This is a genomic window from Rickettsiella endosymbiont of Miltochrista miniata, from assembly GCF_964031245.1.
Lineage (GTDB): Bacteria > Pseudomonadota > Gammaproteobacteria > Diplorickettsiales > Diplorickettsiaceae > Aquirickettsiella.
Map to the genome: position 1 here is coordinate 604,186 of NZ_OZ035017.1, position 12,502 is coordinate 616,687.

The 12,502-nt window shown below is 35.9% G+C and carries 8 protein-coding genes; 7 read left to right on the forward strand and 1 reads right to left on the reverse strand.

Translation table 11 applies throughout. The annotated features are described in order from the left end of the window. Positions 1 to 64: 64 nt before the first annotated feature. Complete coding sequence (locus AAHH40_RS02770; RefSeq protein WP_342220594.1) at positions 65 to 880, forward strand: glycosyltransferase family 2 protein; 816 nt, start codon at positions 65 to 67, stop codon at positions 878 to 880. Beyond that, positions 870 to 2,102 carry an O-antigen ligase family protein gene (locus AAHH40_RS02775; RefSeq protein WP_342220595.1) on the forward strand — a complete coding sequence of 411 codons (1,233 nt, stop codon included), beginning with the start codon at positions 870 to 872 and terminating at the stop codon, positions 2,100 to 2,102. The genes AAHH40_RS02770 and AAHH40_RS02775 overlap by 11 nt, the downstream gene beginning before the upstream one ends. A gap of 6 nt (positions 2,103 to 2,108) precedes the next feature. Here AAHH40_RS02775 and AAHH40_RS02780 read toward each other — a convergent pair whose 3' ends face one another. Then, positions 2,109 to 2,924, reverse strand: coding sequence for a glycosyltransferase family 2 protein (locus tag AAHH40_RS02780; RefSeq protein ID WP_342220596.1), 816 nt, complete (start codon positions 2,922 to 2,924; stop codon positions 2,109 to 2,111). Between the two features lie 78 nt (positions 2,925 to 3,002). Between AAHH40_RS02780 and AAHH40_RS02785 the strand changes: the two genes are divergently transcribed. The 5 genes from AAHH40_RS02785 to AAHH40_RS02805 all read left to right on the forward strand — a co-directional run bounded on the left by AAHH40_RS02785 (position 3,003) and on the right by AAHH40_RS02805 (position 12,425). After that, positions 3,003 to 6,026, forward strand: a complete 3,024-nt coding sequence (locus AAHH40_RS02785) for a YhdP family protein (RefSeq protein ID WP_342220597.1) — start codon at positions 3,003 to 3,005, stop codon at positions 6,024 to 6,026. 104 nt (positions 6,027 to 6,130) lie between these two features. Then, the gene (locus AAHH40_RS02790; protein WP_342220598.1) at positions 6,131 to 6,958 is read left to right on the forward strand and encodes a hypothetical protein; all 828 of its coding nucleotides are present in this window, start codon (positions 6,131 to 6,133) and stop codon (positions 6,956 to 6,958) included. Positions 6,959 to 7,020: 62 nt separating this feature from the next. Further along, complete coding sequence (gene tldD / locus AAHH40_RS02795; protein ID WP_425287973.1) at positions 7,021 to 8,466, forward strand: metalloprotease TldD; 1,446 nt, start codon at positions 7,021 to 7,023, stop codon at positions 8,464 to 8,466. A 12-nt stretch (positions 8,467 to 8,478) separates the two neighbouring features. Then, complete coding sequence (gene msbA, locus AAHH40_RS02800; RefSeq protein ID WP_342220600.1) at positions 8,479 to 10,227, forward strand: lipid A export permease/ATP-binding protein MsbA; 1,749 nt, start codon at positions 8,479 to 8,481, stop codon at positions 10,225 to 10,227. 38 nt (positions 10,228 to 10,265) lie between these two features. Beyond that, a complete protein-coding gene (locus AAHH40_RS02805; protein WP_342220601.1) occupies positions 10,266 to 12,425 on the forward strand; it encodes a DUF6311 domain-containing protein in 2,160 nt (719 codons plus the stop codon). Positions 12,426 to 12,502: the final 77 nt, after the last annotated feature.

A 12,502-nucleotide genomic window follows, 5' to 3' on the forward strand; every position in this document is an offset into this window, starting at 1 on the left:
GCTCGCCATGACGGTAATTTTTTTAAACGTTTCCAGAGATTAACCTCCTAGCGCTACCTATCTAATGGGTATATGGTATATTCTGCAGTTTTCTGAGTTTTTAAAAAATTATATGCTAGCGTTAAGCGTAATTGTAATAGTAAAAGATGCGGCAATGGATATCCAACGTTGTTTGGAGTCCGTAAAATGGGCGGATGAGATTATCGTTCTGGACTCAGGAAGCCAAGATAATACCTTAGAAATTTGTCGGCAATATACGCAGAATATTTTTTCAACTGACTGGCCGGGATTTGGTATACAAAAGAATCGAGCTTTAAACAAAGCGCAAGGAAAATGGGTGTTATCTATCGATGCAGATGAGTATTTAAGTGATAGATTAATTGCGGAAATAAAACGCATTATTTCGAAAGCTGAGAATCGACTCGATGCTTATGCCATTAAACGAGTTTCTTTTTTTTGCGGAAAAAAAATTCGTTTTGGTGATTGGGGTAGAGATAGAGTCGTTAGACTATTTCTTCGATTACCTCATATCCGATTTACACCAGCGATTATTCATGAGCATTTGAATGGATACGCGCATTTGGGTAATTTAAAAGCAGTGATTTTTCATGATACGATGAAAAATATTAGTCAAGTACTCATTAAATTGGAGAATTATACCAATTATTGGGCACAATTGGCTTATCAAAAACATAAAAATTCGGGTCCGTTGAAAGCAATTTTACATGCAATATGGAGTTTTATTCGTGGTTATTTTTTACATCTAGGTTTTTTAGATGGTCGTGAAGGGTTCATATTAGCAATCTCTAATGCAGTAGGTGTTTTTTATCGTTATGTAAAATTAATATATATTTATCCAGGGAAAAACCATGTCTGTTGATGCATTGACTCCATCTCGTCCACTAAGAGATTATTTTCAACGGCTCAGTCAAATTTTTGCCGTGGCGACCGCATTTGTACTGCCAATATCAACGGCTGCATTGATGATTTTTTTCTCAGCAACGGTGCTATGCTGTTTATTAGCGGGGAATTGGTATGAAAAATATCTAATTTTGCGTTATAACCCGATGGCCTTGATGTTTATAGTATTTTTTGCATTATTTCTGATAGGGCTTACTTATACCACGGTGCCACGACCGGTAGGTTTACATACAATAACAAAATACAGTAAATTTTTGCTAGGATTTTTTTTATTTAGTACGTTTCGAAACGAAAAAACCGCTGTTGCTGCTTTTTTTGCATTTTTAGTAGCGGCGAGTATAACGCTGCTACTTTCTTTCATTAAATTTTTTGGCCATAGTGATTTACTGCATCGTTTTACTTCAGACTCTGGCGTTTTTAAAGATCATATTTTTACCGGGTTTTTATTTGCATTTAGCAGTTATTGCTTTGCGGTGTTTGCATTCTCAATCAAAAATGCTTGGCGATGGTTGTTTGTTTTATTATTTTTAGTAACGACTTATAACGTATTATTTATAAATCTAAGTCGCTCGGGTTACGTGGTGTTATTTAGTTTACTGTTGTTATTAGCTAGTCAACTATATACTTGGAAAGGTTTATTAGCGGGGCTATTAATTTCAATTTTTTTATGTGGCAGTCTATTATTTTTACCCGCTAATTTTAAGGAACGCCTCAATTTAGCGCACAGCGAAATTACACAATATGAACACGGAAGTTTTGCTACTTCGGTAGGCTTACGTTTAGAGTTTTATCATAATAGCTTGAAACTATTAAAAGAACATCCTTGGATGGGAACTGGCACCGGAAGTTTTGCGCAGGATTATTTAGCGCTTACACAAGATAAGCAATTTGCTACCAAAAATCCGCATAATGAATATCTAAATATTGCGGTTCAATTTGGCCTATTAGGTGTTGTTATTTTATTAGGCATGTTTATTGTTCATGCCTGGACAAGCTTTCGCTTGCAAGGCTTGCGTCAATATTTTGCCCAAGCGGTGCTGGTATCTATAGCAGTAGGTTCATTGTTTAATTCATGGCTGATGGATGTCACGCAAGGTTGTTTTTATGTTATTTTTACCGCTTTATTGTTTGCAGGCTTAACTTATAAATCCAAGGATAAAGATATTTTGAAATCAAATTAATTTAGCTTAGTTTAAACCAATTTTTGCACGAATTTGTTGATTTTCAATTATTTGTTTGAGTAAATTAAGATTGATTTGTTCTTTTTCGCGATCATTTTGCTGATGCCATAAGTGAATAACAGGTGTGGCGAATTTTCCAGATTTACGGTAAATGCCCGCGCGAATTAAACGTATCACTAAGTCTGAGTCTTCATAGCCCCATCCTATAAAGCTTTCGTCAAAACCATTGACGCTCAAAAAATCTTCTTTCCACAGACCTAAATTACAACTTTTTGCTCCCTGCCAATGTTTAGCGTGTAATTTGCGTAATTTATTTGATCGGATACGTAATAAAGGAAATAGACGATTGGATTGGCGATGAAAATAATGTAATAGCCATTCTAGCGCTGAGTCCTTATAAATAGGCAAAAGTTCCTGCAGAATTTTTTGCGTAAATTGCTTTTCTAGTAATAGTCGGTGACCAGAAACAAACCAATTTGGTTCAGCTAATAAGCGGTGGGTTTCAATAAAATCTGGAAAAGGCACACAATCGCCATCTAAAAAAATAAGATAATTACTATTGGCGCACAGAGAAGCTTTGTTGCGGATTTTAGCGGCTTGAAAGCCTTCATCTTTTTGCCAAATATGTTGCAGTGGATAATTAAGTTGGTTTTGTAATTGGCCAATTAATAGCCGCGTTTCATCGGTAGAACCATCGTCAGCCACGATGACTTGATTTGGTAATTGCGTTTGTTGTGCCAGGGCCAACAAAACTAAATGTAAGGCGTCGGGACGATTGTAGGTAGTCACGATGACAGAAATACTTGGCGATTTTAATGACATGATGACCTTGATCAGCGGATTATCATTCGTGCTAAAAAAACAAAAATTTTAAAGTGTTTTAAAGTATAATGAGTATATATGAAACAACTCCTGTATTCACTATCACGCTTACTCATCGTATTTTTAACGAGTAGTATTGTTTTTTTTGCCTTGGTAGTCGTTACAGGACGAATTTTAACCCCTTATCTGAACAAACAAGTACAAGGAGTTTCTAATTTAGCCGCTAGAGTTTTGCACAAACCGGTACAAATTAAGCAATTTTCTGTGGCATGGCAGGGTTTAACGCCTATTTTTCATGGTTCTGATGTCATTATTTGGGATGACACGCGAACCTATCCTTTATTAAGCGTTAAACAGCTAAATATAGCTATCGATATCTTTCATAGTTTACTCAGCGGAAGTATTAAATTAGCTGCAATAAGTGTAAATGGTATTGAGTTAGTGGCACACCAAACTAAAGATAATCAATTGGTTTTCACTGGAATTAGCACATTATTCGACCAATCTTCCTTACCCAATTCGAACGCCACGAATGAATTAATCGCTTGGTTTTTAGCTGAACCGCAACTAAGTTTAGACAATGTAGGTTTAACATTTTATCCGAAATCGGGTCCGGTATGGCCACCGATGCGAATAATTTTGCTATTAAAAAATAGTGGCGATCGACATCAATTAAGTGGTCGTTTACGTTTTGTACAAGAAAAACTTTCCGAATTTAGTTTTAAAGTTGATTTGAAAGGATCTCCCTTATCATCTTCACAAAATCATCTGAGCGGACCCATTTATTTACATGGCGAAAATGTTTTCCTCGATCGATGGTTTAATCAATGGAAACCCACATTGCAATTGCAAAACGCGCGAACCAATTTTAAAATATGGGCCGATTGGCAATTTGATCATTTTACCCAATTTCAAGGTTTGATTAGTAGCTTACAGGCAGCATCAATAAAAATTAATAAACAACCCGCCATTACATTTTTACCTTTTTCCACGCATATACTATGGCAAACTACTCAGCAAGATAGTTGGAGTATCGATGCTATCTTTCATGATTTTGGTGTGCAAGCTTGGCAAAAAATTCCAGGTATCCAAGGGTTAGATACCTATCTGCATATGACACCCACGATGGGAAATATTATTGCGCACGCTAATGATTGCAGGATAGATTTTAATAAGTTATTTAAAGCGCCGATACATTTGGATAGTTTAACCAGTCAATTGAATTGGCAGCAAAAAGATGGGGAATGGATCATACAAGCCCCACAATTTGAAGCAACTAATCAGGATGTAGCGGTTAACTCACAATTTTCCTTGCTAATTTCTAAACTTGCTAGTCAGTCGCAGATTAGTTTATTGGCGCATATAAAAATACATAATTCGACGCATATTGCTTATTATTTGCCGCAAACACTATTAGGTCCAGAACTTAAGCATTGGCTGAGTACGGCTATTAATAAAGGCTCAGGTTTAGGGAGTTTAGTGTTACAAGGACCAACTAATCAATTTCCTTTCGATCAACATAACGGAACTTTTTTAGTTGATGCCCAAATAACCGATGCTAATTTAAACTACCAGCGTGCTTGGCCTAGTTTGAAAAAAATCAATGGAGAACTTATTTTTTCGGGTCGGCAAATGCACGTTTTAATCGATACTGCAGAATTGCTGAATATAAATTTAAAGAATATTAAAGCAAATATACCCATCATTAAGAAAAATGTGCAGGGCATATTGCATATTGATAGCGGTGAGATGAATACGCGTTTAGAGAAAGGCCAAGCTTTTTTAGTGGCTACACCACTTGCGAGAAGAACATTAGGTCAATTGAAAAACTTAATACTGGCTGGTCCTTTACAGCTTAGTATGCAAATAGCAATTCCTCTCGAATCGGGAAAACAAAAATTAAATTTATTGGGGCGAGCGCAAATAGAAAATGCTAAATTAAAAATCCCCGCGCATGATATTCAATTAGATCAATTAACGGGACCCTTCACTTTTAATCAGGACGGCGTATCAGCACAAAAATTGACGGGAATTTTATGGAAAAAGCCCATAGAATTAACTATTCATTCCGCACCGAATCTGCAAATTATCATTCATTATGATGATATTCTGACCAATTTAAAACCCGAACAAAATGGTTGGCGTTTTAGCATTGATAATCAAACCGCCAAAGGAACAGTGTTGATACCCAATAGTAATTTACAACCGATCCTTGCTAATTTTGACATGATCAATTTAGACTCATCGATTGAGTCTAATGAAACCAATACTTGGAATTTTAAGCAATTACCGAAGATTAATTTAAGCGCGAGAGAAGTGCGTTATAAGGAAATTAATTTTGGAGCGGTACAATTAAAATTAAATCCCATATTGGGTGGCGTGTTAGTGAGAGAATTAAATGCGGGGGATGCAAATTATCATCTTATAGCAAGCGGAGCGTGGCATACTCAAGAACGTAACTCCACAGAATTAATCGGACAATTGGACAGTGCTAATTTAAGCAACTTTTTACGAAATTGGGGTTTGCCGGCGAGTATCGTCGCAGAACAAGCGCATATGCGATTTAATTTGAATTGGCAAGGAGCTCCCTATCAGTTCAGTTTTACTAAACTCAGGGGTCATTTTTCTTTTAATGCGACTAACGGTCAGATAGTTGATATTGGATCCAGTAACGAAGCCAAGTTAAATTTCGGTCGATTACTTACTTTTTTAAGCATACAAAGTTTAACCAAACGCTTGCAGTTAGATTTTAGTGATTTAAAAACCAAAGGTTTTGATTTTACCAATTTACAGGGCAATTTTACGCTAAGAAATGGTAATGCCATTACGCGCGATGTCACTATTGAAGGACCCGTTGCTTCGATAAGCATTGCTGGTCGAATTGGTATGTTGAACAAGGATTATGACTTGGTTATTAAAGTGGTGCCGCATTTTACATCCAGTTTACCGGTAATAGTCGGTTTGGCGGGTGGTCCTGTTGCTGGAGTTGTCGCTTGGTTGGCGAATGCAGTATTAGGCTCTACGGTGCAAAAAATTGCACAAACATCCTATCATATTACTGGATCTTGGAGTAAACCCGACGTGGTCAAAACCTCTGCTTAAAAATTGAGATTGAAATACACAAAATAGTTTACCTAAACAATTTATTACGATAAATTGCCGTACTTTCCAGATTAATCTAATTTCATATAAAAAAAAGGATGGTTATGTTTGACCTTTCGGCTAAAGATTTTTCTAATAAGTATTACTACAAAGATAAGACTATAGCCAAGACATGTAATTGGTTTTATAGTTTAGATTGCAAATCGGGTGAAGGATTGGTTAATAAATTACTGAAGAAATTGAATGAAATTTTTATAGTAAAAAATACTCCTAAAAATCAAAGAAAAAAAGAATTTGAATTCTATCTTGAATTTATTTTAAAAAAATGTATTAACGTTAATCGTAGTTTTTCTGATGCCGTTTGGTTTTTGTCAATTTGGTTAGAAATATCTCCAGATACTCTTTTAAACGTATTACAACATAATGAACTAAAGCAGTTTTTTAATAGAACCGAATATGATCATGAAGGGTTAAATTGGTATTTTCCAGAATTACTGCATAAATTTACAGCTGTAGTAAAAGAACCGGTTATTGCCGATGAAAATTTGAGTTATTTATTTGAAACTTTCGGTTTTTTTAGCATGCCAGAGATTTTTGTCACAGATGTTATTGGTTATGATCGATTAGAGCAGTGTGTTAAAGAAAGCCCTTTTATTTTTAGACAGGCGTTATTATCGAAAATGTATGAGTTTCTTGAACGGAATAAAACCATTGATATAGGATCGATTAGCCGGACATTCTTAAACAATAGTCTAACAATTAATGATAAAAACAATATTAAAGCTAAACTAGAACTAGAGAGGGAAAAGGAGCGTCAGGAGTTAATTTCGTACATACAAAATGGCGGCCTTTTTACTTATCGAAATGGTCATTCAAATGAAGGTGAATTCAATACTCATAAATCTTATGTTAGAGGCATTAGTAACTATTAAATTTGCTTGCGCCAAGCCTAAAATTGCATCCTGACTTCAGCTAAGTTAGGATGACGAACATGATAAAGAATAATCTTACTTTGGCCCGTGAAACACTGTTGGACCCCGCTGGATTGACGGAAAATCAGTTGCAAGTGATTTTAGGTCGTTTATTAACGCCTAAAGTTGATATGGCGGATCTTTATTTTCAAGCCACGCAATTAGAGAGTTGGGTATTAGAAGATAGTATCGTCAAAAACGGTAGTTTTAATATCGAACGGGGGGTTGGCGTGCGCGCCATCAGTGGCGAAAAGACTGGTTTTGCCTATTCAGATGATATTTTATTACCCGCTTTAGAATCAGCCGCCACGATGGCAGCGAGTATTGCTAGAACAGGACAGCATGGTCAAATCCATGCCTGGCAGAAAAATCCGCTTTTAAAGCCTTTATATGAACCGATTAATCCTATTTCTACCTGGACAGAACTGCAGAAATTAAGTTTACTCCGCGAAATAGACGAAGTGGCACGTGCTAGCGATCCACGTATTAAACACGTCAATGTTAGTTTAGTCGGTGCACAAGAAGTGGTCTTAGTGATTAATAGTGATGGCCGCATGGCAGCTGATATTCGCCCGCTAGTGCGTTTAAATATTAGCGTCATAGCCGAAGACAAAGGTTTGCGCGAACAAGGTTTTGCCGGTGGTGGTGGCAGAACCGATTATAGTTATTTTATTAAAGATCAGGTGGCAACTGACTTAGCAAAAGAAGCAGTTCGTTTAGCACTTCTGAATTTAGATGCCGTAAAAGCGCCTGCGGGTAGTATGCCAGTCGTGTTAGGTCCCGGTTGGCCGGGTGTTTTATTGCATGAGGCGGTGGGTCATGGTTTAGAAGGAGATTTCAACCGTAAAGGCAGCTCTGCATTTTCCGGCCGAATTGGAGAACGTGTTGCCTCAGCAGGTTGTACGGTAGTTGATGATGGAACGATTCCTTATCGGCGTGGATCGCTGACGATTGATGACGAAGGTACGCCTACACAGCGTACCGTTTTAATTGAGAAAGGCATTTTAAAGGCCTATATGATGGATAAATTAAATGCGCGCTTGATGGGTACGCAATCGACAGGCAATGGTCGCCGCGAATCGTTTGCACATTTGCCGATGCCGCGTATGACTAATACCTATATGTTGCCAGGTCCGTACGTTCCAGAAGAAATTATTGCAACGGTTAAAAAAGGGATTTATGCAGTGAATTTCTCCGGTGGACAAGTGGATATTACGTCAGGAAAATTTGTATTTTCCGCCTGTGAAGCATACTTGATTGAAAACGGTCAAGTGACACGACCGGTTAAAGGAGCGACTTTAATTGGCAATGGTCCTGATGTGCTAACGCAAGTTTCTATGATCGGCAATGACCTCAAATTAGATAGCGGCATTGGTAGTTGTGGTAAAGAAGGCCAGAGTGTTCCCGTAGGTGTCGGACAACCGACATTAAAAATAGATGCTTTAACAGTCGGTGGTACTGCTATTTAATCAAGAAAAGCTATGACACAACAATATATATCGCAAAACCACAATGGGTTTTCCAGTTATCGACGTTTGCTACATTATCTGCGGCGTTATTTGGGTTGGTTTTTATTAGGTATCATTGGAACTATTTTATTAGCCAGCACCGATGCTGGGCTTATTTGGTTTTTAAAACCCTTGCTTAATAAAGGTTTTGTCGCTAAAGACGAACATTTTATCCATTATCTGCCTTTTATTTTAATCTTTGCTTTTTTAATACGCGGCGTAGCTAATTTTTCATCCAGTTATTGCTTAGCGCGCGTGGCAAGAAGTGTGGTGATGAATATACGACAAGACATACTGATTAAATTATTACGTTTACCCGCTAAATTTTATGACAATACAACCTCGGGTCAATTACTTTCTACCATTATTTACAATGTCGATCAAGTCGCTAATGCAAGTACCAATGCTTTAATTACTTTGGTGCAAGAAAGTTTTTTTGTGCTTGGATTAATTGCAGTGATGTTAATGGAAAGTTGGCAATTGAGCCTATTATTTTTTATTACGGTACCGACCATGATTTGGATTGCTCGCTATTCCAGTCGGCGTATGCGGAATTTGAATAATGCCGTTCAAGATTCTATGAGTGAACTGACACAAGTGGCAGAAGAAGTTATCGATGGTTACAAAGTAATTCGCACCTTTGGTGGTGAAGAATACGAAACTAAAAAATTTCAAACACTGCTAGAAAGGAATAGATTTCGCGAATTAAAAGTCGTGGTTACTAACTCTTTAGCAAGTTCAGCTATCCAGCTTATTGCCGGTGGAATTGCGGTGTTCACTATTTATCTGGCAATTTCGCATTTTACGCATATTAATGCAGGCGAGTTCGCTGCGATGGTGACTTCGATGTTACTATTGTTAAAGCCTATGCGTAATTTAGCGGCGGTTAATAGCATCATACAGCGTGGTATTGCTGCAGCGAGCAGCATTTTTAATTTATTAGATGAAAAAAATGAGTTAGATGAAGGTACACATACGCTTAACGTTCTTAAAGGCTGTTTAGAATACCGAGATGTTAGTTTTGCCTATTTACCTGAGCAACCTGTATTACAAGCTATTAGTTTTAAAATAAATTCTGGTGAAACCATCGCTTTAGTAGGGCGCTCAGGCAGTGGGAAATCTACTTTAGTGAATCTATTACCACGTTTTTACGATAATTATTTAGGAAAAATTTTAGTCGACGGTGTCGATATCCGGGAATTAAAGCTAAAAGATTTACGTAGCCAATTTGCTTTAGTATCCCAGCACGTTACTTTATTTAATGATACTATTGCACATAATATTGCTTATGGACAATTAAGCGAAGTAAGTGAATCTATGATAATACGTGCTGCAAAAGCAGCGCATGCCATGGAATTTATCGAACAATTACCGCAAGGACTTAATACTTTAATTGGCGAAAATGGTGTGTTACTATCAGGCGGTCAACGGCAAAGGATTGCAATTGCACGTGCACTACTTAAAAATTCTCCATTTTTAATCTTAGACGAAGCAACCTCTGCATTAGACACCGAAGCTGAGCGCCATATACAAGCAGCGTTAGAAGAACTGATGCATAATCGTACTACGTTGGTCATTGCACATCGACTTTCCACGGTAGAAAGAGCTAAGCAAATTTTGGTTTTAGATGCCGGTCGTATCGTAGAAAGAGGGACACACCAAGAGTTACTCGCAAAAAATGGTTATTATGCCAAACTTTATAGCATGCAGTTTAGGGATTAGTTAAAGCTTTCAAAAATAATAAATTTATTTGAAGGATAATGAAATTATTATGGATGATGATTATTTATATGGATTTTTTGTGGTATATACTAAAAAGATATTCTCAATTTTTGATACCAATTTTTTTGGGTATTGCAGCGTTTATTTTGGTCACTGGAGGAAAAATTCTTTGGCCGAGTAATATTGATTGGCTTAGAGGGGATCAGTTAGAGGCCTTATTTGCTTGGGAATTTTTTAGATATACTCCAGTATTTCAAAATCCTTTAGGGACCAATTATCCCTATGGAATGGGGCTAGGTGGGTCAGTTATCTATGGAGAACCACTGTTAATTTTTGCCTTTCCATTTAAACTATTTTCTAATTTACTACCCACTCCATTTCAATATGGGGGAATTTGGGTATTGCTGTGTTTTATCTTACAAGCGATTTTCTCAGGGAAATTACTAGAAAAAATAACTGCTAATCAATGGCTAAAATCCTTAGGAAGTATCTTTTTTGTTTTATCCCCAGCTTTTCTTGCTCGTTGTAATGCAGGCGCATTTTTTGGCCAATGGCTGATTTTGGCCGCTATGTGGTTTTATCTATCTCCACGTTTTCGCAGCTATGCATGGTGTGTCTTACTTTGTATAAGTAGTTTAGTACATGCTTATATTTTATTTATGTTGATGGCATTATGGGTAGCAGATTTATTCAAAAGAATTATCTTAATTGAACTAACTTACCAAGAAATTATAAAACATATTTTGTTGACGGCCTTAATATTATTACTAGTGATGTGGCAAGCGGGTTACTTTATGCTGCACGGCGGCTATGTAGCACCGGGTTTAGGGCTCTACCGAATGAATTTAGTATCATTTATTGATCCTTTTATTAAGGAAGGATCTCATATTTTAGTCCCCCACTCGCATACAGCTGGAGATTACGAAGGGTATAGTTATTTAGGGTTGGGGATAATTATTCTAAGTATATTTGGATTAGCAGGATTTTTAAATCTAAAAAAACAACAACAAATAAAAATCATAGTTTCTAATATGAAAAAAATTGCTCCGATTCTCGGCGTATCTTTTTTATTAATGATATTTGCTTTATCCAATAGAATTGTATTCGGTCAACATGAGTTATTTCAATATGAATTACCAGAAATTTTTGGCATATTTAGAGCTACAGGGCGAATGGCATTACCAATTTACTATTTAATTTATTTAGGAATTTTTTATTTAATTGTTAAATGTTACAGAAACCCAACAAGCATTATATTAATTTTAATTTGCTTAGCTATACAAATTACTGATTTATCAAGAGCGCTTACTAAATTTAGACATTCTTGTAATAAAATCCATACTTATAATTTTCCGTTAAAATCTTCAATTTGGTTACAAGCAGCCAATAAATATAAGAAAATTTTTTATACCTTGCCAGAACCCGATCCCGATCAGTGGGATTGGAAGGCACTTGCAGGTTATGCAGCATTTAACAAATTAAGTATTAATGCAGGATATTTTGCTAGACAAGACACTGAAATTTTTAATAAAAAAAAAATTTCATTGATGAATAAACTAATTCTTGGCGAACTTGATAAAGATGCATTTTATATTGTAAAAGATAAAAATATACTACGATTTATAGTAAATGAAAAAATGAATCTTCCTTATAAAATATGTAAAACTGATGGTTATTTTCTAGTGTTACCGAATTGGACTGAAAATTTTACTAAAACTGAGCAATACAAATTAGAAAATTATCAGGCTTACATATTAGGTACGCATATTTTCTTTCGAAAAATGGACGAAAACTCTAAAAATAATGTAATTCTAGTAAAAGGGTGGAGCGCTCCGGAAGAGAACGGAACTTGGACAGATGGTAATAGTTTGATGGTACTGCAATTAGATAAAAAAACAGATTCTGATTTAATTTTGAAGATTGAAGGATCTCCTTATATAAATGTTGAGCATCCTACTTTAGAAGTAGATATTGTGGTTAATCATAAAAATCTTGAACATGTAACTTATAATATAGATGATTCCCCAAGTAATAAACAAATTGAAATTCCAAAGTCTCTCATAACTGATAATAATTTATTAAGCATTGAATTTAAGTTTAAAAATGCTGTTTCACCGAAACAGCTTAAATTAAGCTCAGATAATCGCAAATTAGGACTTTTTATTTTATCTTTAAATTTAACTAAAAAAATAAATTAATAGTTATGAACATGTTTACTGCGCGGTTATATTTTATATCTAATAAAACATAAACGTAATTATTAAGGTGTTTAAGT

Excerpts from the sequence above, each read along its gene's own strand:
- AAHH40_RS02770 (WP_342220594.1), top strand. The coding sequence starts at position 65 with ATGGGTATATGGTATATTCTGCAGTTTTCTGAGTTTTTAAAAAATTAT.
- AAHH40_RS02780 (WP_342220596.1), bottom strand. The coding sequence starts at position 2,924 with ATGTCATTAAAATCGCCAAGTATTTCTGTCATCGTGACTACCTACAAT.
- AAHH40_RS02775 (WP_342220595.1), top strand. The coding sequence starts at position 870 with ATGTCTGTTGATGCATTGACTCCATCTCGTCCACTAAGAGATTATTTT.
- AAHH40_RS02805 (WP_342220601.1), top strand. The coding sequence starts at position 10,266 with ATGAAATTATTATGGATGATGATTATTTATATGGATTTTTTGTGGTAT.
- AAHH40_RS02785 (WP_342220597.1), top strand. The coding sequence starts at position 3,003 with ATGAAACAACTCCTGTATTCACTATCACGCTTACTCATCGTATTTTTA.
- msbA (WP_342220600.1), top strand. The coding sequence starts at position 8,479 with ATGACACAACAATATATATCGCAAAACCACAATGGGTTTTCCAGTTAT.
- AAHH40_RS02790 (WP_342220598.1), top strand. The coding sequence starts at position 6,131 with ATGTTTGACCTTTCGGCTAAAGATTTTTCTAATAAGTATTACTACAAA.